The sequence below is a fragment of the Paraflavisolibacter caeni genome, assembly GCF_025628885.1.
GTDB lineage: Bacteria > Bacteroidota > Bacteroidia > Chitinophagales > Chitinophagaceae > Flavisolibacter > Flavisolibacter caeni.
Genome location: NZ_JAOTIF010000014.1, coordinates 90,769 through 114,417 on the forward strand (window position 1 = coordinate 90,769; position 23,649 = coordinate 114,417).

Consider the following 23,649-nt stretch of genomic DNA (forward strand, 5'->3'; position numbering starts at 1 on the left):
AGCCGGACATCAAATCCACATATGGCCATTTAGCTTTCTAAGTGGTAAAACCGGATTTTCCCTTTTCAGTACCTTAGTAGTATAGAAATGCGCAATTATTCTACGCTTACTGAAGAGGAATTATTAATACGCCTCCAGGCAGGCAATGAAGACGCATTCACTGAAATTTATAACCGCTATTGGGAGAAACTTCTTGCTATTGGTTATTACCATGTTCGAGATCAACAGGCTGCTGAGGATATTGTACATGAAGTAATGATCAGTCTGTGGATGAGGAAACGAGACCTTACAATCAACTCTCTGCAGGCATACCTGGCCACTGCTGTTAAATTTGCAGTGTTCAAATCAATTACCCGTAACAAAAGACGGAGGGAAATCATTGAAGGGCAGGCGCTCTCTGAACACATCTCGGATATAGAAGAAAAGCTCGATGCTAAATTTCTGCATGCGTATATGCTGGGCGCCATAGAAGAACTCCCTGAAAAAGCCCGTTTGGTATTTAACTACAGCCGGGTAGAAGAGCTGACCATTTCAGAAATTGCTAGCAAAATGGATCTGTCTCCAAAAGCAGTGGAATACCACATGACCAAGGCCTTGCGTGCACTTAGAGAAACGCTCAAAAAAATAAAATCATTTTTTATTTAGGGGTTGGCCTGGCTAGTGGTACTTCATCATATGACCGAGCAATATATAGAGGAACTCATCCAGAAGTACGCAGATGGAACTGCCACTGAGGAAGAGATTCTTAAACTAATGAAATGGTATCATGCTGCGCCCATTGGTGACGTTCTATGGCATACTACTGATCCTGGGGAGCAACAGCATGTATACAACCGGATGCTCCGGCGCCTGAAGAAGGCGATAAGTCCGGGAAGAGCAAAGGTGCTCAATTTATCGTGGGCAAAGGTGGCAGCCATATTGGTGGTTTTCATTGGCGCAGCAATGATGGTGCTCCGGTTTACAAATTCATTTTCCAGCTCCTACATAACAGTAACCAATCCACCTGGCAAAATAAAAATGGTCCGGCTTCCAGACAGCAGCAGTGTATGGCTGAACGCTTCAAGTACGCTGAGCTATGTTCCATCCTTCAAAAACAAGCGTGCGCTAAAATTAGATGGAGAGGCCTACTTTGAAGTAACCCACGACCCAGAACATCCATTTAAGGTTGATGCAGGTGGCGTGCAGACAACAGTTCTGGGCACTTCATTTAACATTAAAGCTTATGCAGCATCTAATACAACAGATATTTCCGTGGTTACAGGTAAAGTGAAGGTGACAAACAAGGCTAAAGACCTTGCTGTCTTAACCCCATCCATGCTATTGGAGTATAACCGGAAGGATCAAACAGTACATACCAGGACTATAAATACGAATTCAGTAATATCATGGCAGAAAGGAATATTGCAATTTGAAGGACAAACGCTTGCAGAAATAGCAAGTACCCTGGAAAGATGGTATGGCGTCACCATAATATTTGCCAGCCCCGGAATGCGCAATTGCCGTTACTATATGGGATTAGAAAATACTATTTCGCTGGACAAGCTTCTGGCTACAATGTCTGAGCTTACAGAAATGCAATATGCCTTCAGTAGTGACAGGAAAACAATCACTTTATCTGGTAAAGAATGTCAATAAACTAATACCTATTTAAACAGATCCAAGAGTTTTAACAATGCAAAGAACCTTTTTCAAATTTTTCTTTTGCTCATTCATTATCCTGCTTCCTTTTAATGGCATGTCTCAAAAGATGGAGGACGTCAGGATCAATCTTCAATTGAATGATGTTTCGTTAAAAGATGCGATCCGGTCTATTGAAGCTGTTACGCCATTTAAGTTTTTGGCTAAGGCAGAAGATATTGAGCAAGAACTCCATATTCATATTAATGCGAGCAATGAACCTCTCAATAAAGTGTTGGATAAAATATTCACCGGAAGGAGGCTGGAGTACAAACAGATAGATCAAAATATTTTGATCAAAAGAGTCGATCAGAAACACGCCCCTGTATCCCAAGTGAATGCAAATGCTGGTACACAGAAATATGTACTCCATGGAACCATCAAATCTGAAAAAACAGGAGAAACCATTATTGGGGCAACTATTGTGGTAAATGGTTCCTCTGCTGCAACAATTAGTAATGAGTATGGCTTTTATTCCCTGACTTTGCCACAGGGAAATTATACACTACTGGTATCAGCTATAGGAATGATCACGAGGAAGGTGCCAGTGAATGTAAATAAGAATCTCAGGCTTGATCTTTCTATGATAGAGGATGCCAAAAGTCTTGAAGTGGTTACTGTTACTTCAACTGTTACGGCAAGGAGCCTTAAAAACCCGCAAATGAGTGTTGAACGGATCAATGTCCAGGAAATTAAAAATTTGCCTGTATTGTTTGGTGAGCGGGATGTATTAAAAACCATCCAACTCCTGCCAGGAGTAAAGGCAGCGGGTGAAGGTAACAGTGGCTTTTATGTACGCGGCGGGGCAGCAGATCAGAATTTGATATTGCTAGACGAGGCACCTGTATATAACGCATCTCACTTACTTGGCTTCTTTTCCACCTTTAATTCTGATGCGATAAAGAATGTAACACTTTATAAAGGTGGCATGCCGGCACAATATGGAGGCAGGTTGTCATCGGTAGTGGATATCAAAATGAATGATGGCAATAACCAGGACTTTAGTGTCAGTGGGGGCATAGGCTTGATCGCATCACGATTAAATATTGAAGGTCCCATTCAAAAGGACCGGTCTTCATTTTTAGTATCAGGGCGCAGGACGTATGCGGATGTATTCCTTAAAGTGCTTGGCGATTCATCTCTTAGAAAGACCCAGCTTTATTTCTATGACCTCAACGCTAAAACAAATTTCACCCTTGATGAAAAAAACAGGTTATACCTCTCTGCTTATTTTGGCCGGGATAAGTTGAGCCAGGATAAACTCGCAGGCATTAACTGGGGCAATGCGACCAGTACATTGCGTTGGAATCATATTTTCAATAAAAAGCTATTCTCCAATACTTCACTGATCTATAGCAACTATGATTATAAGATCAATGTAAAAACAGAATCCATAGATTACCAGATCCGTTCCTGGATCAGGGACTGGAATCTGAAAGAGGAACTTCAGTGGTACGCCAATGCATCCAATACGATCAATATGGGCATCAATGCGATTTACCATACCATAAAGCCCGGAGAAATATCTGTTACAGGAAATACAGGCACCGTATTACAAGGGCTGCCGGACCGCTTCTCACTTGAAAATGCATTATACATCAATAATAACTGGAGGGCTACAGACCGGTGGAACCTGGCGTATGGCCTGCGTGTATCATCGTTCTCTATATTAGGTGCAGGTGATTATTACACTTTGGATGCAGGAGGCGAAGTGGCAGATACATTGCATTATGGGCGCGGGGAAGTGGTGAAAACATATGTAAACCCAGAACCAAGGGTGGCTGCCAGTTATCAATTGAACAACACAAGTGCCCTGAAAGCATCTTATACACGCAATACACAAAACCTGCACCTGATCTCTAACTCCACCTCATCATCTCCAACAGACAAATGGATTGCCAGCACCAATATTATTAAACCAGAAATAGCAGACCAGGTAGCCATAGGGTATTATAAAAACATAAAGAATGCGTTGTATGAACTAACCATAGAAGCCTATTATAAAAAGATGCAAAATCAAATTGACTACCGTAACGGAGCGGAAGTGTTTTCCAACCGGCCTATCGAAACACAATTGCTATTTGGCAAGGGTCGCGCTTATGGCATTGAGTGGTTATTCAAAAAGAAAGCAGGTAAGTTTAATGGCTGGTTAAGTTATACACTTTCAAAAACAGAACGCAAGATCGAAGGCATTAATAATAATGACTGGTACAATGCCCGCCAGGACAGAACGCATGATATAGCTATTGTTGGTATGTACCAGTTGAATAAAAAATGGACCCTTTCCGCCAACTGGGTTTTCAACACAGGAGAAGCCATTACATTTCCAAGCGGGAAATACAAAGTTGATGGCGAAGTATATTTTTATTACAGTGAAAGAAATAGTTACAGGATGCCAAACTATCATAGACTCGACTTTAGCGCAACAAAGCAGCTCAAAAAGGGAAAACGTTTTTCTTCTGAGCTGAATTTTAGTGTTTTTAATGTGTATGGAAGGGCAAACGCATATCAAATAGATTTCCAGGAAAGTGAAGACCATCCTGATAAAACAGAAGCGGTAAAAACATCTTTATTCACTTTCGTCCCCTCTATTTCTTACAATTTTAAATTCTGAGCATGAACATGATTAGAATATTATGCGGCCTTTCGTTTATCCTGGGTTTATGCTCCTGTAAAAAGGTGATAGACTTAGAGCTCAAGGAAAGTGATATAAAATATGTAGTGGAAGGTGCGATTACAAATGAGCCTGGTGTATGTAAAGTTTATTTGAGTCAGTCCAAACAATTTAATGAAGACAATCAATTTCCAGGAGTAAGCGGGGCTGTTGTAACCATCAAGGATAATGGGGTGGAATTCCCTTTGATGGAGACTCAACCGGGCGCTTATGAAACAAAGCTGATCAAGGGAACACCAGGGCATGTCTATCAATTAACCGTTACAATCAGTAGTCATACTTTCACGGCTTCATGTACCATGCCGCAACCAGTGCATTTAGATTCACTTTATATTTCAGAAGGTCCTTTCGGGCAGTTTGATTTCGCTACCATACAGTATAAGGATCCTAAAGATCTCAATAACAGGTACAGGTTTGTACAATACGTGAACGGTGTTAAAGACCCGGCGATTTTTTTGGAGAATGACGAGTTTACCAATGGGAATTCTATTACAATGCAATTGGATAACGGGGTGAATAAAAAAGACGATCCCCGGAATATCAGGAGTGGTGATGAGGTAACAGTTGAAATGCTTTGCCTGGATGAGGTAATCTATAAATATTGGTATAGCCTGGACGCCGGGGGCGGAGATGGCAGTGGGAGCATTGCGGCTCCTGCAAATCCTTTAACCAATATCAGTGGAGGAGCACTGGGGTATTTTAGTGCTCATACGATCAGCCGTCAAAAAGTAATTGCGCCATAAGCGCATTGACTATTGATTGCCCCCCTTTTCACCACTCATAAATGGTTTCAGAAAATCAATAGGAACCGGGAAGATGGTTGTGGAATTGTTTTCAGTAGCGATTTCTCTTAATGTTTGCAGGTAACGCAATGTCAATGCGCTAGGTTCTTCAGCCAATATTTTGGCAGCTTCAGATAGCCGCTGTGAAGCCTGGAACTCACCTTCAGCAGCAATCACTTTAGAGCGGCGCTCCCGCTCTGCCTCGGCCTGCTTGGCCATGGCCCGCTGCATCTCCTGGGGCAAGTCTATTTGTTTGACTTCCACGTTAGAGACCTTTACCCCCCAGGGCTCTGTATGTGCATCAATGATCTGTTGCAGTTTCTGATTGATCTTGTCCCGCTGAGACAACAGGTCATCCAATTCTGATTGCCCCAATACACTGCGCAATGTAGTTTGAGATAATTGCGAAGTGGCCTGGAGGTAATTCTCCACCTGCACAATGGCATTTTGCGGCTCAATCACCCGGAAATAAACAACAGCGTTCACTTTAAGCGACACGTTGTCTTCAGTGATGATATCCTGTGGTGGCACGTCGAACACTACTGTACGCAGGCTTACTTTCACCATTTTGTCAATGATGGGTATCAGCAGGATCAGGCCAGGCCCTTTAACACCAATCAGCCGGCCCAGGCGAAAGACAACACCACGTTCATACTCTCTTAAAATACGGATGGCGTTGGAAATGATGATCAATCCAAAGACGACAACGACAATCAGAACTACCGGAATCTGTTGCATAAAAGTTTATTTAATAGTTCACTTGTTTTTATATTATCCTCCAAATGCAGGTTTAGACATCCCTTTCCACATAGAGGGTAAATCCCTTCCGGTTGATCACCCGGATCTTTGCACCTTTTTCAATAATTCCTGAATTACTTACAGCCTTCCAGATCTCTCCATGAAGGAGCACAATACCATTAGGATCCAATATACCCAACGATACGCCTGTTTCGCCTAACAATGCCTCCTGCCCGGTGGCAGGTTTTGCCCGCTGCGCTTTGATACCTAAGCCAATGACTACCAGGAAAAAAGCGGCAGTAACAATGGTTGATGAGATGATTACGCTCCATGAAATTCGTCCGATACCACCTGAATCTTCCCGGATCAGCATCATAGAACCAAGCAACAGAGAAAGAATACCGCCAACTGCCAGCATTCCATGGCTGACGATCTTTATTTCCAGGATAAAAAGTATGATAGCAAAAATGATCAATGCCAGGCCCGCATAATTAATGGGCAGCGTATGCAGTGAATAAAAGGCAAGGATCAGACTAATCACGCCTATAATACCTGGCAGAATAGCACCAGGACTGTATAATTCGAACATGATTCCATAAAAACCAAGTAGCAACAAAATGTAGGCAATGTTAGGATCGCTAAGAATGTTCAGCAGGTTTTCGATAAAGCCCATTTCATAGGTCTTGACCGTCGCCCTGCTGGTATGCAGCGTAACAATGCCTGAAGTGGTTTGCAGTTTCCTTCCATCAAGAAGTTTTAATAATTCCCGCTCATTAACAGCAACAAAGTCAATAATGTTTTTATTCAATGCTTCTGTAGCAGTTATAGCAACGCTTTTTCTTACAGCTTCTTCAGCCCATTGAACATTGCGGTTGCGCTTTTCCGCAATGGTGCGTATGAAGGCGGCAGCATCGTTCGTGGATTTTTCATTCATGATGGTATCTCCGACCATACCCTGCATGCCTACAGGATGTGCCGCCCCCATATTGGTGCCTGGCATCATGACTGCTACATGTGCAGCTAATGTAATAAACACACCGGCGGAACCAGCATGGGCACCGGAGGGCGATACATAAACGACTACCGGCAGGGGAGCGTCTATAATATCACCTACGATGACACGGGTTGATTTCAAAAGACCACCGGGGGTATTCAAATGGATCAAAAGGCATTGAGCATGCTCCTCAGCGGCTTTCCTGATGCTGCGCTGAATGAACTCTGCGGAAGTAGGGTTAATGCTTCCATCGATCTTTATGGAGGCAACCTCCTGCGCCCAAAGCAGCACAGGCCATCCTAAAATACAGAACAGGTATAATAAAGTGCGACGCATAGATTAATGCTATTGCAAGCCGCTGGTTTTCAGTTCTGATGTATCTACATGTAATTTACTTAAATCTTACCAATTTGCTAATTTGCTCCCATGTACGAATTGCTACAGCAATATTTTAAGGGAAAGATAGAGATCAGTGAAGGCCAGTTTGAACAGGTAAAAAATGTCTTCACGCCCAAAACAGCACAACGGGGAGAGATCCTGTTACGGTCGGGAGATCCCTGCAGGCAGGTATTCTTTGTAGCCAAAGGTTGTCTGAGAAGCTATGTGATCGATGATAAAGGAAAGGAATTCGTGATACAATTTGCCCCAGAGAACTGGTGGATAACAGATTTGAACAGTTTTTACTCACAGGAAACAGCAATGTTCTTTATAGACGTCATTGAACCTGCAGCAATATTGGCGGGTGAAAAAGACTTTCAGCAAAAGTTGGAAGCCATACACCCAGACTTTAACCCCTTATTCAACCGCCTGATCCGGAATAGCTACAGGGCCTTGCAAAAAAGGCTGGTCAATCAATTGGTGGCAACCGCAGAAGATCGTTATCTTGATTTTCTAAATACCTACCCCGACCTTGCCCGCCGCATTCCTCAACGCATGATTGCATCATATTTAGGCGTAATGCCCGAATCTTTGAGCCGGATCCGCAAAGAACTTTCTAAAAAATGATTTGACCCTTCCATTTTAACATTTATTTCCTAACATACATCAATGTCCAGTTTTGGCTAAGGGGTGAATTTTGCCTTGTCAAAAACATCAACACAGGAGAAAAAACATCTTCTGTAGCACATGCAGCATTCATAATTAATACTATATATACTTAAAAAACAAACAGAAATGAAGAAAACCGTTATTATTGCTTTAGCCCTTGTTGCTTCTTTTGCTGGCTTTGCGCAAACCTGGAACATCGACAAATCACATTCTAAATTAAACTTCACAGTTACCCATCTGCTGATCTCTGACGTGGAAGGTTCTTTCAAAAACATCAATTCAACGTTCACTTCTTCTAAAGCTGACTTTTCTGATGCCGTTATAGAGCTGACTGCTGATGTAAACAGCATTAACACTGATGATGAAAACAGGGATAAACATTTAAAAAGCCCTGATTTTTTTGATGCAGCTAAATACAACGCCTTAACTTTTAAGAGCAAATCTTTTAAAAATGTTGGCGGCAAGAAATATAAACTGGCTGGAGACCTGACAATGCATGGCGTAACGAAACCAGTAGTCCTGGATGTAGTTTATAATGGTTCTGCTGTACATCCTTATTCTAAGAAAACAGTTGCCGGCTTTAAGATCTCTGGCACTTTAAAGCGTTCTGAATTTGGTGTTGGCACCGCTACTCCTACAGCTGTTGTAGGCGATGAAGTTGCCCTGGTAGCAAATGCAGAGTTTATTAAAGATTAAAGTAGTGAATGGTCAATGGTGAATGGTGAATTGTGTTAGTCATTGATCCCCTCAATAAAGATCTGTTTCATTAAAAGCCAGTACCTCTAAACCAGGTATTGGCTTTTTTTATTGAACTTCTTTCTACTTCGTAGATTTGACTTTATAGTTCAGATCAAATTTCATGAAAAAGGCCTACCTGGAAGAAGTTATTAATAAACGGTTGCTGCACATGAAAACCCTGTGTGCGCAAATCACTGGTACTTATGACATTGAAGATATTCATGACCTGCGTGTCGAATATAAAAAGCTGAGGGCATTCATCCGGTTGCTCCAGGGTGAGGAGGAGTCTTCAAAATTGAAAGTGCCGGGTAAACTAAAAGCTATTTATGAAACAGCAGGTCCTGTGCGCGACTTGCAACTATTTCTGCCTCTTGTGAACCCTTATTTCAGCCAGCAGCCATCCCAGCAATATTTAGAAAGGCTGCAGCAAAAATCAAGTCATGCAAAGAATGACCTGCAGCAGGCTATTGAAAAAGCTTCATTTGACAAGGCAGAAGAATCAATACTCAGTAATTTGCCTAAAAGTTTACGAATAGGAACTGTCAAAAAGTTTGTGCAACATAAAATTACAGCCATTCAAACCGGATTGCTTTCAATTCACCACGATGAAGACCTGCATACGATCCGCAAACAACTAAAAGACCTTATTTACAACATAAAAACTTACCGCAACGATTTCAACCAACCATTCCCGGTAAGCTTAGGGAACAGTGAAGAAGACCTTAATCATGCCGCTCACCTTTTGGGTAAATATAATGATCTGTGTTTTGCCCTCACATTTTTGCAAACGCACAAGGAAGAGGGCCTGCCAGAAAATGAAACGCGGCTCCTGGAGCATTTGGAAAGCGAATGGCTAACGGAAAAAGAGACCCGCCAGGCCGAAGTCATTCAAAAACTTACGGATTTACACCTTGGCCCTGTGCAGCTGAGCAAAGCTTGAACCTAAGTACTTATAGATAACTCCAGAAATAAAAAAGACAACCTGAAAGGCTGTCTTTTTGTGGACCCTGCTGGGATCGAACCAGCGACCCTCTGATTATGAGTCAGATGCTCTAACCGTCTGAGCTAAGGGTCCATACCACACAAGGCGGTATAAACGGGCAGCAAAGATAAGGAAAGGGGCACATTCTCCACAGCTAAAAAATATTTTTTTAACGAACATCTTTTCCTGCAACGAAAACCTATTAGCAATTGCCTATATACATTGACTCAAAGTACAGTTTTTGCATAGATGTGTTTTGCAGGACTTGTCCATACAAAATGTATTTGAGCAGAAAATTCCCTTCATCCTTAAACATACGATTGTTATGACCTTGAAACCAAGAGCCTTACCAATTTTCCGGCTATGGAAAAAAAAGGCCAACATCTTCATGTATCTACTTCTACTCATTTTATTTACTATTTCACAAACTGCTGCTGCAGGCTATTTCCAAACCCGGCGTATTACAGGCCGTGTTATGTCTCCCAAAAACGAAGCAGTTAACGGGGCTTCCGTTTATGTAAAAGGAACCGGTAATGGAACAGTAACCGATTCCAGTGGCAATTTTACATTAAATGTACCCGCGAATGCAACCCTGGCCATCAGTCACGTAAGTTTCCAGACCAAGGATGTCCCTGTTGGCGACCAGACTGACCTGACTATTACCATGCAACCAGGACAGAATGTGCTGGAAGGGATAGTGGTAACAGGTTATGGTTCCCAAAGAAGAAAAGATGTCACTGGTTCAGTAGCTTCGGTAAGCGGTGCTGAAATAGCAAAGTTGCCCGTGCAAACACCTACACAAGCCATCCAGGGCCGCGTTGCAGGTGTGCAGGTGATCACGTCCGGGCAACCGAATACCTTGCCTACGGTCCGGGTAAGAGGAACAGGTACGATGCTGGGCGGCGTTAACCCTTTATATGTTGTGGATGGAGTGATCACTGATGACATCCGCAATATCAATTCTGCGGACATTGTAAGTATGGACATTTTGAAGGACGCCTCAGCTACGGCTATTTATGGCATGAGAGCGGCAAATGGCGTTATGATCATCACTACGCGTAAAGGGCGTGGCAAACTGACCATAAATTATGATATGAACATTGGTCTCCGTGAGGCCACAGACCTGGTGGATATGGCTGGTCCTAATCAATATGTTGGTTATGTGAACGAAGCTAGCCGGTATTATGGCAGCGGAGATAACCTAGTTGACCCCTCTGTTCTGGACGGCACTTCTACCGACTGGTTTGATGAGATTTTACGAAAGGGATTTTATCAAAACCATAATATTGCACTTTCCGGCAGCAGTGATAAGATCAGTTATTTTTTTAGTGTTGGCTATCTCCAGGAACAAGGAATCGTGGTTACCAACAAGTTTAACCGCTTTACGGTGCGCACAAATAATGAATATAAATTCACAAAAAATTTAAAACTTTCTACCCTATTCTCATATAGTCGCGCCGATTCCAGGGATGTTAACTTTGCCGGAGCGTTCAATAATGCCTACCGCACTGTCCCTTATTTGCCGGCCATAAAAGATGGGAAATATGGCAATACTTCTGCTGCAGGCAATGTGGGCAACCCGTTATTGGATCTGGATAAAACTTCCAACAGCGGTTTGGAAAACCGCATACAGGGAACCACTATGATTGACTATAACCCGGTATCATGGCTGGCCCTTCGCTCCAGCCTTGGTATAGACCTCACTTTTTTTCAGAGAAATGAATATCTATACAAGTACCTCAATACAGGCCCGGAAAACGTATTCATTGTACCTGGTGGCAACCAGGTACGCCCCAACAGCCAGTTGAATGTCACTGATGACGACCGCACCCGTTGGGTTTGGGATAATACAGCAACCATTACCAAAAAGTTTGACCTTCATAGTGTTACCTTCCTGGCCGGTATCACCACAGAAAAGTTGCGCTTTTCCAGCAATGTATCTGGGCGCCAGGGGGTTCCGGCTAATAGTAACCAGTGGTACTTAAGTACAGGTGATCCAAGCACGCAAACAAACAGCAGCTCAGCCGATAAGTTTAGCCGAAATTCCTTTATTTCCCGGTTGAATTATGGTTACGATAGCCGATTATTGCTTACAGCTACTTTTAGGGCAGACGGTACTTCAAAGTTTCCTGAAGGCAGCCGCTGGGGCTATTTTCCTTCTGTCGGCTTAGGATGGAATATTGCTCAGGAAAAGTTCATGCAAGACCAGAAGACCTTTACCTCCCTGAAATTGAGAGGAAGCTGGGGCCAGGTTGGTAACGACCAAATACCTTCCAGCGAGTTTTTGCGCGTAGCGACCATTGGCCAACCTTATTTCTTTAATAACCAGCAGGCATTGACGCTTTCTCTTGACAAATTAGTTGACGAAGGCCTGACATGGGAAGTAACGAACGAATTTGACATAGGCGTTGATGCGTCGTTCTTAAATAACAAGCTTACCGGAACCCTTGACTTTTATGATAAAAGGACAAAGGATGCGCTGGTAATTGCTTCTGTCCCAGCTGTTCTGGGCGACCCCAACAATGAATACTATACCAATGCGGCTACTATTCAAAATAAAGGTGTTGAACTGGGCGTCAACTGGTCTGACGATATCAATAAAGACTGGAGCTACAATGTGAACGGCAATATAGCTTTTAATAAAAATGAGGTACTGGAACTGAATCAGGGCATTCCTTTACCCCGCGGTAGCGTGGGAGGCCAGGGAACAACTACACTTACAGATGTGGGTGAACCTGTAGGCAGTTTTTACCTCTGGCAAGTGGATGGCCTTTTTCAATCGGATGCCGAGGCTGCTGCATCGGGACAAACAGGAGCAAGAGCCGGTGACTTAAAATACCGGGACCTTAATGGAGATAAGAAAATTGATGCCAAAGACCGCCAATTCTCTGGCTCTTACCAACCCAAAGTATTGTATGGTATCAATGGCGGTGTGGATTATAAAACATTTGACCTGAGCATTAATACTTATGGCACAACCGGCGGCAAGATTTACAATGCTAAAAAAGAAGCAAGGGGGGATGCCCGTGATAATATTGAATCCCATGTGGCACGTAACCGCTGGACAGTTGACAACCCCAATACCGATGTGCCACGGGCCAATCTGACAGAACTTCCTACTTCCACCTACTTCCTGGAAGATGGCGGTTTTTTCCGTATCAACAACCTGACACTGGGTTATAAACTGCCTGATGATATAGTTTCCAAGCTCAAGCTGAGTAACTTGAGAGCATTTGTTACCATTCAAAACCTGGTAACCTTTACCGGTTACAGCGGGTTCACACCGGAAATCATACCCAAAAGTGAAGCAGGCTCCGACCCGGCAGGTACATTAGCTGCAGGCATCGAGCAAGGCGTTTATCCTACCGTACGCACATGGGCTTTCGGCCTGAATGTTAGTTTCTAATGTGTGACTATTTAAAACTGAAAAAATGCTTACAAAATATAAAACAAGAGTTATCGCAGCTTTCATTACTACGCTGCTGTTCACAGGAAGTTGCCAGAAGTTTCTTGATGTTCCACCCCAGGGGCAATTGACCGACGAGGAAATTGCCGGCAACCTGGATGCGGCCGAGCAATTGGTCAATGGTGTTTACAATTCCCTCTATTTGGGGGGGTTTGCCAGAACCACTATTGGCTGGTTCTATTCTATAGCGACAGATGTAGCCTCTGATGATGAGGATAAAGGCAGCTTTGATGCTGATTTCCTGCCGGCAAAAGAAATAGACAATTTCACCACTACGCCTACCAATTCAATTATTAATGACCTCTGGACCGGTTATTATGCAGGCATCGTTCGTGCCAACCAGACCTTGCAAACTCTGGAAGAAAGCACCTTCGAAGAGGCCATCAAAAACCAGTTTCTTGGAGAAGTTCGGTTTATCAGGGGCATGTATTATTTTAACCTGGTTCGCTTATTTGGCGGTGTGCCGAAGATCATACGGGTGCCTGACGCAACAGAAGGCAATTCCGATGAATTTCAGACCAGGGCGAGTGCTGCAGAGATTTACCAGGTGGTTATTGATGACCTGCAATTTGCCGTAGACAACCTGGCTCAGAAAGGTGACCCCAATACCGAGGTTGGGCGTGCTACAAAAGGCGCTGCCCAAGCTTTACTGGCAAAGGTCTACATGTACCAGAAAAACTGGCAGAAGGTATTTGATCTAACCAAGGAGGTCATCAATTCTGGCAAATATTCACTGGCTGATAACTATGCCTCAAATTTTATACAAACTTCCACGAACACATCAGAATCGATATTTGAAGTGCAAACTGGTAATACTGCCAATTGCGATGGTGTCAGCCCCCTTTACAGCAATGGACAGGGGCCCCGTTCAGGAGGTAAAGGAGGATGGAATGATGTAGGCTTGGGTTTTAACAATCCTTCAGAAAGCTTATTGGCAGCCTACGAACCAAACGACAAGCGTAGGGATGCCTCTATTATTTTTATCCAGCCAACAGTTACTGGCGGACCTAATCCCGGAACAATTTTATGGGACGGCCTCCGTCTGCCGACAAAAGACTCTGTAGAAAATCTTCGTTATAATTATAAGGCCTATGCCTCTGTTCCCTCTGTCGGGCCTTGTGCCGGAAATAAGGATAAAAAGCCCAAAAATATAGTTCTTATGCGCTATGCGGAGGTATTGCTGATGTATGCCGAAGCTGCAGCGATGCTGGGCAATAGCGGAGAAGCACTAGCTAAGTTGAACCTGGTACGCAAAAGGGCAGGCCTGACCGATGCCACAACCGCAACACAGCAGGATATCTGGAAGGAACGCCGCGTTGAATTGGCTATGGAGCAGGATCGCTTTTTTGATCTTGTAAGGCAGGGAAGAGCCGGCCAGGTACTACGTGCCCATGGGAAAGCATTTGTTGATAATAAGAATGAGATATATCCCATTCCACAGGCGCAAATAGACCTTAGCGGTCATCGATTGGCACAAAACCCTAATTATTGATGAGCAATTACTTTTCCACCCCATTATCCGTATATATTATTATCAAAAAAAGAAATAATGAAAAACATTCCAATCATATTTTACAAAGCTGCCATATTCATTTGTATGGGGCTGTTGACCGCTTGCACAGAAGCAGATTATAGTGACGACTTCAAACCTGGTTCACCTCCTCCTATTGGCGATTATAATAACTCTGATGAAGTGGCTGCTGCCAGCCAGGCAGCAAAGTGGAGTTTTGAGGACAACCTAACGGAAAGCAAACAAAACCTGGCCGGCACTAATCACGGCACCACTTTTTCGGCGGGGCAAAAAGGCAAAGCATTACAAGGTTCTCAAACGGGATATGTCGATTATCCCAGTGCTGGACCTGCCCTTTCTAACCTGAAAAGCTTTACAGTTTCATTCTGGATGAAATTAGATACTTTCTTTTGTTGCGGAGCTACCCAGGTGTTTCATATTGATAATACAAACGATTTCTGGTATAACCTGGCCGTATATTTTGAAGCGAGGGGAGCCGATGATTCCTTACGCTTCAAAATACAATTTCATAAAGAAGGTGTTGCTTTCAATAATCAATTTATCGAAGCCCATCCAGATAAAGAACCAAATATCATTGGCAAATGGACGAATTTTGTTGCGGTCTATGATGGAACAACTTCTACTTTCAGGGCTTACATGAACAATCGTAAATTTTTTCAATCCACTCCTTTGTCAGGTCCAAGCGGCCCGCCTCTGGGCGAATTGGCCTTTGCCAATGTTGGCAGGCTCGTCTTTGGTACCTGGAAACAAAAGATCGGTGGACCAGGCGATACATGGATGCAGAACTTCAGGGGATCTGTGGATGAATTCAGGATTTATAATAAAGGATTAACTGACCTTGAAATAAGCTCTCTCTACCAATTGGAAAAACAAGGCCGGTAACCTGGTCTGTTTTGATACGGCTGCTATTTACAAAATAGCAGCCGTAATCATTTAATGGCATTTTCCTACTGGCTACCTGGCACATGAACCAGCCAATGATAATGGGACAATTTCACCAACTGCTGCTTTATCATCTTTCCCCTACACACCAACAGAATCCATGAAAGCACTGAAATTCTTTTATTACAAACTGGGTGATAAGATATGGAAGCAATACGGCTTCGTGGATGCATTCAACCTGGGTATTCCCTGGTTTGCAGATTCGTTTCTAGCCATTGACCAGGGGCCAATTATTGTAATGATTGAAAACTACCGAAGCGGTTTGTTATGGAATCTTTTTTTGAGTTGCCCGGAAATAAAAAAAGGTTTAAAGGATCTAGGGTTTCAGAGTCCGCATCTGTAGACCTCTTTGCCGCCTAATAATTATTTCCCTTACGCATCATGATCGTAATGAGTACACAAAGCCCAAGCACTAAGTAAAGTGATGTATAATGACTTGAGAATGCGCTAGTGGTAGTACCTGCAACAGAACTATCTTCAATAGTTTGAGTAAGCCGGTAGCCAATCGACTCATCTACTTTTTTCATACTGGCCAAAAATGCTTTTGTTTCCTCAGGCAGCACATGGTCTTTCAGGTTCTCATACTCATATTTCAATAATACACGACTTCCTATGCAATTATAGGCATAGTTTAAAACGAAACCAGGGCCGTTAATCTTTTCAGAAGATTCTTCTGTTTTCCAGGCTTCAGGTAAATTAACTTCAATGTCCTCATGGTAATGAGCAGGAAAAACAAGATCAAATGGCATTTTTCGTGGTTCCTCCTTTGGTTTTCGTATGACACCATTGATGACAAATGGCTCGAAAGATGCCTTTTTAAAACTATTGGACGCTCCCCAGAAATCGTTTATTGTGTAATACTCAATGGTCGTAAATGATCCATCTTGCTCATTATCGATATATGATAAGCTGTCAGCGTTGATCTTTTCAAAGTAATCACTATAAAAATCCAAGTAGTCCTTTTTCTTCTCATATAGACTTGTGCTTTGAAAATCACTCCTAACATCATCAGCATAAGAGCCGGTGTACATCGTATTGACCACCAACCGGGCAGTGCCGGCCATCGTCAATACATTGAATACTTCTTTTACGTTCACCATTCCCTTCTCCTGTAAGGGAATGGAAGTGATGCTGGTGGTCGTATCAGTAATGACTAAGCCTGCCTGGTAGTCAGGAAAAGAAATATCCTGAAGCCTTCCTCTTTGGTAAGAAATTGTAGGATCAAAAAAGTAAATGGCCCCATTTAGCACCACTCTTACAGTTACATGATCAAAGGCTTTGGGCGAAGGCAGCCAATTACCCACAGTTTTTTTAAAGGATGTATTGATGAACACGGGGCTAGCGTCTATACCCATGCCCCTTAACAAGCAGCAAAGCAAATAAGATTTATCCTTACAATCGCCAAAGCGTTGTACCAGAACTTGCCCCGGGTCATGTGGCCTATGAGAATTGGGACCTACCTCAACTCCCATGTAACGAACTTCATCCTGTACAAGGCGCAAAGCAGTTAATATGCGTCCCTCCGGAGTTACATCCTTCTTCTTGATCTCTTCAAGCGTATTCTTCATTTCAGGAGATAAAGGGAAATGGACAGGATATAAGTTAAGGGCCCAGTCACTAACCTCCTTCCAGCTTTTAAATTCACTAACCATGACAGTTGGATAAGCATCGTACCAGGAAGGCAAATGATCCTCTACATGTAAGGAGGGAACATTAGCCAGCTTCCATTCATAAGTTGTCTCGTTTGCGGAAGTAGTGACAGCAGGAGATAGGGAGACCTGGTTGTTCTTAATGAACAGATTCCTGTTCTTTGGACTCACCAGTTTGTAATACAACTGGTATACGGGTACAGAAAATCTTGTATCATATACATCAGCATATTTACCACTAAAGATAGGGTTCATGCCTTTAATCGTATAACTATACTCAATAATATCGCCCTTCCTGACATCATCCAATAACAGAACAGCAGTGAGTGAACCATCATAAATAAATCTGTCCAACTCTTTTTCCTTCTGTATGATCTTGATTTTAGATAAGTGCAGTTTATTGATTGAATTAGCTCCGCGGATGATCCGGATACTATGAAAACATAAATCCTGGTAGGAAGGATCGAAGTTCACGGAGAGCTCTGAGCTGTTTTGTACGCCAGCTTCTGAAAGTATCTTAATACCAACCTTGTAATAAGATGCTGAATGGATCAGAGAAACCTGTTTTTCATAAACAAGATCCACATAACCGTTATCAGCCTCATGATCCAGGTTACGAACGGTATAATCAACAGTATTCTGTGTAATCCAGTTAGGAGCACTCTCAACTTTTGGTTGCCCTTTTTGAGCACGCAATGCTACAAAAGGCAATAGCATAAACAAGTTGAGCAGTATAATAGAAGTCAGTTTCATGGTTGCATGTAATTAGCACCACAAATTATAACCTTTTAATGATTCCTTCCAAAAAGGCCCAGGACAAACCACTTACTGCAATCCCGTGAAATAATCTTGTATTTTCTCACTACATTAGTACGCGCCAAAACAATTGTTTACTTAATAACGCAAATACAATGACCTTAACTGCTGCGGCTCCTTACAGCAAGCCCCACCAAACCTCTATTGTCAAAATTCCCCGTATTGAAGTAGTTGACGCACTGCGCGGATTTGCCATCTTCGCCATCATGCTGCTGCATAACCTGGAGCATTTTGACTTCTATTATTTTCCTCAGCATCTTCCTGCCTGGGTAAAAGCAATTGATAAAGGGATATGGGACTCTATCTTCTTCCTGTTTGCAGGTAAGGCATATGCCATATTTGCCCTTCTCTTTGGCTTTACTTTCTTCATTCAGATGGAGAACCAAGCTAAAAAAGGCGTTGATTTTCGATTAAGATTTGTTTGGCGGCTCTTCCTGTTAATGATCTTCGGATGTATCAACGCATTATTCTATGAAGGCGATATTCTTTCTTTTTATGCATTACTGGGTGTTATCCTGGTGCCGGTAGGTAAATGGAACAATAAAGCATTACTGATCACAGCAATCATTCTTCTGCTCCAGCCCGTAGAGTGGATCAATGTCATCAACATACTAAATACACCAGGCTATGTTATTCCCAAGAACTTATCAGACCAGTATTTTTCACAGGTTGGACAATTCATGGCGGGTAGTTCTTTCTGGAAATTGATAAAAGGCAACTTCCTGGTGGGAAGACCAGCAGTATTCTTCTGGTCCTGGGAAAATGGCAGATTCTTTCAAACGCCAGCCCTGTTTTTGCTGGGAATGCTGCTGGGCAGGCAAAGGCGCTTTCTTGCATCTGAACAGAATGCTCAATTTTGGAAGAAGATACTGATGATTGCTGCAGTATCATTCATACCCCTCTTTTACTTAAAAGGATCTATGCATCAATTCGTTGCAACTGAAGCGCTGGCCAAAAAACTAAGCATGATCATTACAACCTGGTCAAACTTTGCTTTTATGATGGTTTTGGTGTCCTCCTTTGTTTATTTGTACACTAAAAATGCAGCAAAGCGGGTATTGAATACATTTGCCCCCCTGGGACGCATGAGCCTCACCAATTACATTGTTCAATCTATACTGGGAACTTTAGTATACTATGGCTATGGATTAGGATTGTACCAATACACAGGCGCCACCTATTGCCTGTTAATAGGAATCCTGTTGTTTACACTTCAATTATTCTTTTGCCGCTGGTGGCTGAGCCGGCACAAGCAAGGTCCACTGGAAAACCTCTGGCACCGAGCCACATGGCTTTAAAATAATACGTATTAGAAGCCGACAACTGCTTCAATAACATATCCATCGAACTGTCCTCCGGCACGATAGTCGGAGGATGGAAAGTCCTCGTAATTTTGAACGACATACTCTGCCTTAAGCAATACATTCCGGGTCACAAACCAGCCCCCCGCGAAAGCCAGGCGGTTTACATTTATTTTAGTAGTTATTCCTGACAATTCTGCATCCACACTGTTGTAACGGGCTCCTAGGTAAATACTTTCAGCTTTGCCAAACCTGTACAAGCCTTCTAAAGCATATTGGTCTGCGTCTCTCTCGGTTTTTTCATTTTTTGTCCGGCCTTCCGCATTTTCATAAGTACCAAAAAATTCAAAGCCCTTGAATTTAAGAAAGCCATTCACCATAATGGATTGAACCTTCTTGGAAAATGCGGGGTTTAAGCGGCCAGAGAACGCTATACTTGTAGAAGCCTGCTGTGTAGCCTGAGGTGTCCCGGCATTGGTTACCCATTTCTCCATTACGTTTTGATAGTTAGACCCTGCACGGTCTCCCCCATATAAGGTCAGCCCACTCGCAGGTGAACTGGAGTTGTAGTATATACTCCCGGACAGCCGGAACCTCAAATCAGGACTTACTTGTTTATCATAAGCAAGTTTACCAAAAAAGGAAGGATTTTTATCTGTATTTTCGTCTGCAGATGTAGCAATAACAGTATCCACATTTCCCTTGAGCATACCGTTGGTAATACCACCCATGGCAAGCCATCCATTTTTTTGGACATACACTTCACCGCCAATTTCTGTAGTAAACGCGTCCATAATGTAATTGTCCATAAAGGGATTATACAAAGTTTGGCCACCATCAGAACGACGGAAGTGCTGATCTCCATAATTGATTTCCATATGCCCCACCTTAATCGTTGTAATCTTCATCAGGTTGGTCCAGAACTCACCTTTGAATGGCAGCTTATCAAACTGGATATATCCTCCTTTTACCCATGTTTCGTTGTGGTGACGGGTGGACAGATATGTGGTGAGATTTAAGCGGATACCGTCCCCTAACTGGAAATCTGTAAAAAGATTGGCCATAGCCGTCATGAAACCCGCAGTAATGGGATATAACTTGTTAGCACCTGCAGTGGAAACACTGGTTCCCCCATTATTATCGGCGTCAGGATTTTCATGATTAATACCCTGGAACTGTTGAGTAAACCCAGCTCCAAAACGTACTCTGGGTCCTGAATAAGGGATAGTATCTGCCATCTTATTGGTTTCAAAAACATTGATACCCCTTTTGTCATAAGGCCTCCAGTAAGAAGGTCGCAGGTAAATCTCCCTATCGGGAGTTTCGTCTATGTTTTCCGTCTGTGCATTGACTACAAACGGTAGAGCACAAGCAGTCATTAAAGCCAACTTTATCGTGCTCGCGATAGTAAACTTTTTCATTTGTAGTGATTTGGTTTAAAGTATAGTTGATGTTACTTATTTACTGGTCAATTTCAGATCGTAAGAAATAGTAAGGTCATTTCCTGTTTTGATGGTACCAAGCATAGCTGTGGGTGGCGTTACTTTGTAATCCGTCATTTTGATTTTTTTAGAACCGGTTACTGTAATACTTCGATCACCATTAAGCTTAGCAGTGCCCACCACATCCGTTTCCTGGATAGTACCGGCAATACTTAGCTTACCCTTCGTTTTGATAGTAAATGTATTAGCATTGACCGGTTCTACAGTTGCAGAAGAGACAGTATAAGTAATATTGGCATGCTTATCTGTCTTAAGCGCTTTGTAGGTATTGTTATCCATTCCACTATGCTCGCTCTTTAAACTTTTTGCAGGAACAGAAAAGGATAGAGCAGACAAGCCTGTGATCTTATGATCACTGCTGATGACAAAAGTTGCAGCAGCACTGCCTTTAGCTGATTTTTCTGTCCAATCGTGTAAAGAAGAGGTGCCGGAAATCGTAACGTTTGCGCTTGAGGATTGATAATTTGTCTGCGCAAATAAAAAGGTTGGCAAATAGGTGAAAGCAAGCAGAACAATAACAAAGAACTTGCTTGTACCCAATAGTTCTTCGCTTCTCATAAAAGTCTTTTACATTCTGCCACAAACATATTGCCATATTGATTAAATTATAATTTGTTGGCACATTTGTAAATCATCTGTATATAGATAGTTTTTTACAGGACACAGATTCATTTTGTATCTTACTTTATTAATCATTTAACTAGAAAGAATAACCGCAGAAATAGGCGCTATCCTCTCATTGAAGAAAGCTTATTACTGAGAGCCTTATATTCGTATGACAAATAATGAACAAGATATATGCTGACATCTGCTGAAAAGAAAACAAGGATCGTGGTGATTGGAGTAGGAGCTGTAGGCTCTACAACTGCTTATACCCTGCTGCTCAGGGAGCGCATGGACGAATTGGTATTGATAGATGCTAATAAGGACAAAGCGATAGGTGATGCGCTTGACATGAACCATGGACTTCCTTTCCTGGGTAAGGCAAAGGTTTGGGCCGGAACTTATGAGGACTGCCGCGAAGCAGATATCATCATCATCACCGCTGGAGCGGCCCAACGCACAGGCGAGTCAAGGATTGACCTTTTGAAGCGTAACGTGGCCATCTTCGAAAGCATAACAGACGAAGTTTTGAAATACAATACGGATGGTATCCTGCTCATTGCCAGCAACCCTGTCGATGTAATGAGTTATTTTACCTGGAAAAAATCCGGCTGGCCTTTTCGCCGTGTGATTGGCTCAGGCACCCTACTGGATAGCTCCCGCTTTCGTTACCTGATTGGCGATAAACTGCATATTGACCCGAGGAGTGTACATGCTCACATCATAGGAGAGCATGGCGATTCTGAACTGCCTGTATGGAGCCTTGCCAACATTGCTGGCTCAGAGATCTTACTAGGCGAAGAAGACAAGCAGGAAATATTTGCCAACACAAGGGATGCAGCTTACCGCATAATAGAAACCAAAGGTGCCACTTTTTATGCCATTGCGCTGGCTTTAGATCGTATATGTACCGCCATCTTGAGAAATGAGGCCTCTGTGCTCAATGTGTCCGCACTGCTCACTAATTATCACGGCATAAGTGACGTATATCTTGGCGTGCCCTGCATCGTAGACCATACAGGTGTACGCGAAGTATTGCCCCTGCAAATAAATTACAATGAAAAGCAATTACTAAATAAGTCGGCAGAGAAACTCAAGGGCATTATAGAATCTATTTCATTATAAGTTTTTTCATCATCAATATTCAACCAACTATTATAAACTATAGTATGGATTTTATCTTTACCCTATGACACCTACTGAATTACTTGAAGAGATCAAGCGCCTGAAATCAATTGCAGATGTAGGCCTGCTATATTGCAACAACAACTATGACAAGGAACGCTATTCAGAACTGAAAGACATCTGCTTTCGCCTTTTGAGCGAACTAAGCGGCCACAGCATAGAAGCATTAAAAGAAACTTTTCCATTAATAAAGGACTATCCCACTGCTAAAGTCGATATCAGGGCTTTTGTGCTTTCTCCCAATAACAAAATCCTGATGGCCAGGGAAAGCGCTGACGGCAATTGGTCACTGCCAGGCGGGTGGGCGGACATTGGCCACAGTCCTGCAGAAACTGCTGCAAAAGAGTGCAAAGAAGAAACCGGCATTGATGTTATTCCAAAACGACTACTGGCCGTTTACGATAAAAGGAAACATCCACACCCTCCGGAGCCACACTATATTTACAAACTGGTTTTTCACTGTGAAGCGGTCTCATCAACCTTAAACAAAGGTTTTGATGTACTGGATGTAGGCTATTTCGACATCAACAACCTGCCAGAACTTTCAACCGACAGGATCTTGAAAAGCCAGTTGGAACAGCTTTATAAAAAAGTAACAAACTCCGATTCCGAAACATATTTTGATTAAAAAAGCTATAATGCAACTCCCAGCCTTGCTGTGCAGCCCTGCCTTTTAAGGCCTTAGCTTACTTAATCTCCTCAAAATCAATATATTCGCCAACATTGTCAGTATTCAGATCCTTCCCCTTGTTTTGTTGTTGCGTTTGAGTATCTGAACCATTACCCTGTTGTTGGTGCTGGTGCTGGTTCATCTGCTCGTGCATTGCCCGGAAGCTTTTTTTGACCTGTCTGGTGGTCCGGTAGATAGGAATAATGAAGTTAAATACCAGCCTGTACAGCAGGTAAATCAGGAAACCATAGAATAAAATGCTAAAAACACTCATTACCCCAAAATTAAAGCACAGACTTTAAGATTTTATAATTTGGAACTTATTTAAAGAATCTCTTAACTTTGCCTCAGC

The 23,649-nt window shown here is 42.7% G+C and carries 20 protein-coding genes and 1 tRNA gene; 14 read left to right on the forward strand and 7 right to left on the reverse strand.

What is annotated here, in order from left to right; genetic code table 11:
• Positions 1 to 87 precede the first annotated feature (87 nt).
• The 4 genes from OCK74_RS16270 to OCK74_RS16285 are packed head-to-tail and all read left to right on the forward strand — an operon-like array spanning position 88 to position 5,094.
• The gene (locus OCK74_RS16270; protein ID WP_279298118.1) at positions 88 to 645 is read left to right on the forward strand and encodes an RNA polymerase sigma factor; all 558 of its coding nucleotides are present in this window, start codon (positions 88 to 90) and stop codon (positions 643 to 645) included.
• 30 nt (positions 646 to 675) lie between these two features.
• On the forward strand, positions 676 to 1,635 hold the full coding sequence (locus OCK74_RS16275; protein ID WP_279298119.1) for a FecR family protein: 960 nt from the start codon (positions 676 to 678) through the stop codon (positions 1,633 to 1,635).
• 37 nt (positions 1,636 to 1,672) lie between these two features.
• Positions 1,673 to 4,291 carry a TonB-dependent receptor gene (locus OCK74_RS16280; protein ID WP_279298120.1) on the forward strand — a complete coding sequence of 873 codons (2,619 nt, stop codon included), beginning with the start codon at positions 1,673 to 1,675 and terminating at the stop codon, positions 4,289 to 4,291.
• A gap of 2 nt (positions 4,292 to 4,293) precedes the next feature.
• On the forward strand, positions 4,294 to 5,094 hold the full coding sequence (locus OCK74_RS16285; RefSeq protein ID WP_279298121.1) for a DUF4249 domain-containing protein: 801 nt from the start codon (positions 4,294 to 4,296) through the stop codon (positions 5,092 to 5,094).
• A gap of 9 nt (positions 5,095 to 5,103) precedes the next feature.
• On the opposite strand, the gene OCK74_RS16290 is transcribed toward OCK74_RS16285, so the two are convergent.
• Together OCK74_RS16290 and OCK74_RS16295 are read right to left on the reverse strand one after the other, a co-directional pair.
• Positions 5,104 to 5,871 carry a slipin family protein gene (locus OCK74_RS16290; protein WP_279298122.1) on the reverse strand — a complete coding sequence of 256 codons (768 nt, stop codon included), beginning with the start codon at positions 5,869 to 5,871 and terminating at the stop codon, positions 5,104 to 5,106.
• A 52-nt stretch (positions 5,872 to 5,923) separates the two neighbouring features.
• Positions 5,924 to 7,201 carry an NfeD family protein gene (locus OCK74_RS16295; protein ID WP_279298123.1) on the reverse strand — a complete coding sequence of 426 codons (1,278 nt, stop codon included), beginning with the start codon at positions 7,199 to 7,201 and terminating at the stop codon, positions 5,924 to 5,926.
• A gap of 90 nt (positions 7,202 to 7,291) precedes the next feature.
• Here OCK74_RS16295 and OCK74_RS16300 point away from each other — a divergent pair, with 90 nt between their 5' ends.
• The 3 genes from OCK74_RS16300 to OCK74_RS16310 all read left to right on the forward strand — a co-directional run bounded on the left by OCK74_RS16300 (position 7,292) and on the right by OCK74_RS16310 (position 9,590).
• Positions 7,292 to 7,870 carry a Crp/Fnr family transcriptional regulator gene (locus tag OCK74_RS16300; RefSeq protein WP_279298124.1) on the forward strand — a complete coding sequence of 193 codons (579 nt, stop codon included), beginning with the start codon at positions 7,292 to 7,294 and terminating at the stop codon, positions 7,868 to 7,870.
• A 168-nt stretch (positions 7,871 to 8,038) separates the two neighbouring features.
• The gene (locus tag OCK74_RS16305) at positions 8,039 to 8,608 is read left to right on the forward strand and encodes a YceI family protein (protein ID WP_279298125.1); all 570 of its coding nucleotides are present in this window, start codon (positions 8,039 to 8,041) and stop codon (positions 8,606 to 8,608) included.
• A 163-nt stretch (positions 8,609 to 8,771) separates the two neighbouring features.
• Positions 8,772 to 9,590, forward strand: a complete 819-nt coding sequence (locus tag OCK74_RS16310) for a CHAD domain-containing protein (protein ID WP_279298126.1) — start codon at positions 8,772 to 8,774, stop codon at positions 9,588 to 9,590.
• Between the two features lie 61 nt (positions 9,591 to 9,651).
• On the opposite strand, the gene OCK74_RS16315 is transcribed toward OCK74_RS16310, so the two are convergent.
• Positions 9,652 to 9,725: transfer RNA gene (locus OCK74_RS16315), tRNA-Ile, on the reverse strand.
• A gap of 232 nt (positions 9,726 to 9,957) precedes the next feature.
• Here OCK74_RS16315 and OCK74_RS16320 point away from each other — a divergent pair.
• The 4 genes from OCK74_RS16320 to OCK74_RS16335 all read left to right on the forward strand — a co-directional run bounded on the left by OCK74_RS16320 (position 9,958) and on the right by OCK74_RS16335 (position 15,914).
• On the forward strand, positions 9,958 to 13,038 hold the full coding sequence (locus OCK74_RS16320) for a SusC/RagA family TonB-linked outer membrane protein (RefSeq protein WP_279298127.1): 3,081 nt from the start codon (positions 9,958 to 9,960) through the stop codon (positions 13,036 to 13,038).
• Positions 13,039 to 13,063: 25 nt separating this feature from the next.
• Positions 13,064 to 14,590, forward strand: coding sequence for a RagB/SusD family nutrient uptake outer membrane protein (locus OCK74_RS16325; RefSeq protein WP_279298128.1), 1,527 nt, complete (start codon positions 13,064 to 13,066; stop codon positions 14,588 to 14,590).
• A 57-nt stretch (positions 14,591 to 14,647) separates the two neighbouring features.
• On the forward strand, positions 14,648 to 15,511 hold the full coding sequence (locus OCK74_RS16330) for a LamG-like jellyroll fold domain-containing protein (protein WP_279298129.1): 864 nt from the start codon (positions 14,648 to 14,650) through the stop codon (positions 15,509 to 15,511).
• 76 nt (positions 15,512 to 15,587) lie between these two features.
• Positions 15,588 to 15,914: a glucoamylase family protein gene (locus OCK74_RS16335; RefSeq protein WP_341483202.1), complete on the forward strand. Its 327-nt coding sequence runs from the start codon at positions 15,588 to 15,590 to the stop codon at positions 15,912 to 15,914.
• Positions 15,915 to 15,927: 13 nt separating this feature from the next.
• Here OCK74_RS16335 and OCK74_RS16340 read toward each other — a convergent pair whose 3' ends face one another.
• Positions 15,928 to 17,973: a DUF3857 domain-containing transglutaminase family protein gene (locus tag OCK74_RS16340; protein ID WP_279298130.1), complete on the reverse strand. Its 2,046-nt coding sequence runs from the start codon at positions 17,971 to 17,973 to the stop codon at positions 15,928 to 15,930.
• Between the two features lie 158 nt (positions 17,974 to 18,131).
• On the opposite strand from OCK74_RS16340, the gene OCK74_RS16345 reads away from it, so the two are divergent.
• Entirely contained in the window at positions 18,132 to 19,334 is a 1,203-nt protein-coding gene (locus tag OCK74_RS16345; RefSeq protein ID WP_279298131.1) for a DUF418 domain-containing protein, read from the forward strand.
• Between the two features lie 11 nt (positions 19,335 to 19,345).
• On the opposite strand, the gene OCK74_RS16350 is transcribed toward OCK74_RS16345, so the two are convergent.
• Both OCK74_RS16350 and OCK74_RS16355 read right to left on the reverse strand, forming a co-directional pair.
• The gene (locus OCK74_RS16350; protein WP_279298132.1) at positions 19,346 to 20,758 is read right to left on the reverse strand and encodes a hypothetical protein; all 1,413 of its coding nucleotides are present in this window, start codon (positions 20,756 to 20,758) and stop codon (positions 19,346 to 19,348) included.
• 36 nt (positions 20,759 to 20,794) lie between these two features.
• Complete coding sequence (locus OCK74_RS16355) at positions 20,795 to 21,397, reverse strand: YceI family protein (RefSeq protein ID WP_279298133.1); 603 nt, start codon at positions 21,395 to 21,397, stop codon at positions 20,795 to 20,797.
• 240 nt (positions 21,398 to 21,637) lie between these two features.
• Between OCK74_RS16355 and OCK74_RS16360 the strand changes: the two genes are divergently transcribed.
• A complete protein-coding gene (locus OCK74_RS16360; protein WP_279298134.1) occupies positions 21,638 to 22,567 on the forward strand; it encodes an L-lactate dehydrogenase in 930 nt (309 codons plus the stop codon).
• Positions 22,568 to 22,631: 64 nt separating this feature from the next.
• The gene (locus tag OCK74_RS16365) at positions 22,632 to 23,255 is read left to right on the forward strand and encodes an NUDIX hydrolase (RefSeq protein WP_279298135.1); all 624 of its coding nucleotides are present in this window, start codon (positions 22,632 to 22,634) and stop codon (positions 23,253 to 23,255) included.
• A gap of 58 nt (positions 23,256 to 23,313) precedes the next feature.
• Here the strand turns inward: OCK74_RS16365 and OCK74_RS16370 are convergent, their stop codons facing one another.
• Positions 23,314 to 23,571: a DUF4834 family protein gene (locus tag OCK74_RS16370; protein ID WP_279298136.1), complete on the reverse strand. Its 258-nt coding sequence runs from the start codon at positions 23,569 to 23,571 to the stop codon at positions 23,314 to 23,316.
• Positions 23,572 to 23,649: the final 78 nt, after the last annotated feature.

Excerpts from the sequence above, each read along its gene's own strand:
- OCK74_RS16290 (WP_279298122.1), bottom strand. The coding sequence starts at position 5,871 with ATGCAACAGATTCCGGTAGTTCTGATTGTCGTTGTCGTCTTTGGATTG.
- OCK74_RS16300 (WP_279298124.1), top strand. The coding sequence starts at position 7,292 with ATGTACGAATTGCTACAGCAATATTTTAAGGGAAAGATAGAGATCAGT.
- OCK74_RS16305 (WP_279298125.1), top strand. The coding sequence starts at position 8,039 with ATGAAGAAAACCGTTATTATTGCTTTAGCCCTTGTTGCTTCTTTTGCT.
- OCK74_RS16285 (WP_279298121.1), top strand. The coding sequence starts at position 4,294 with ATGAACATGATTAGAATATTATGCGGCCTTTCGTTTATCCTGGGTTTA.
- OCK74_RS16345 (WP_279298131.1), top strand. The coding sequence starts at position 18,132 with ATGACCTTAACTGCTGCGGCTCCTTACAGCAAGCCCCACCAAACCTCT.
- OCK74_RS16270 (WP_279298118.1), top strand. The coding sequence starts at position 88 with ATGCGCAATTATTCTACGCTTACTGAAGAGGAATTATTAATACGCCTC.
- OCK74_RS16275 (WP_279298119.1), top strand. The coding sequence starts at position 676 with ATGACCGAGCAATATATAGAGGAACTCATCCAGAAGTACGCAGATGGA.
- OCK74_RS16330 (WP_279298129.1), top strand. The coding sequence starts at position 14,648 with ATGAAAAACATTCCAATCATATTTTACAAAGCTGCCATATTCATTTGT.
- OCK74_RS16340 (WP_279298130.1), bottom strand. The coding sequence starts at position 17,973 with ATGAAACTGACTTCTATTATACTGCTCAACTTGTTTATGCTATTGCCT.
- OCK74_RS16320 (WP_279298127.1), top strand. The coding sequence starts at position 9,958 with ATGACCTTGAAACCAAGAGCCTTACCAATTTTCCGGCTATGGAAAAAA.
- OCK74_RS16365 (WP_279298135.1), top strand. The coding sequence starts at position 22,632 with ATGACACCTACTGAATTACTTGAAGAGATCAAGCGCCTGAAATCAATT.
- OCK74_RS16325 (WP_279298128.1), top strand. The coding sequence starts at position 13,064 with ATGCTTACAAAATATAAAACAAGAGTTATCGCAGCTTTCATTACTACG.
- OCK74_RS16310 (WP_279298126.1), top strand. The coding sequence starts at position 8,772 with ATGAAAAAGGCCTACCTGGAAGAAGTTATTAATAAACGGTTGCTGCAC.
- OCK74_RS16295 (WP_279298123.1), bottom strand. The coding sequence starts at position 7,201 with ATGCGTCGCACTTTATTATACCTGTTCTGTATTTTAGGATGGCCTGTG.
- OCK74_RS16350 (WP_279298132.1), bottom strand. The coding sequence starts at position 20,758 with ATGAAAAAGTTTACTATCGCGAGCACGATAAAGTTGGCTTTAATGACT.
- OCK74_RS16370 (WP_279298136.1), bottom strand. The coding sequence starts at position 23,571 with ATGAGTGTTTTTAGCATTTTATTCTATGGTTTCCTGATTTACCTGCTG.
- OCK74_RS16360 (WP_279298134.1), top strand. The coding sequence starts at position 21,638 with ATGCTGACATCTGCTGAAAAGAAAACAAGGATCGTGGTGATTGGAGTA.
- OCK74_RS16280 (WP_279298120.1), top strand. The coding sequence starts at position 1,673 with ATGCAAAGAACCTTTTTCAAATTTTTCTTTTGCTCATTCATTATCCTG.
- OCK74_RS16355 (WP_279298133.1), bottom strand. The coding sequence starts at position 21,397 with ATGAGAAGCGAAGAACTATTGGGTACAAGCAAGTTCTTTGTTATTGTT.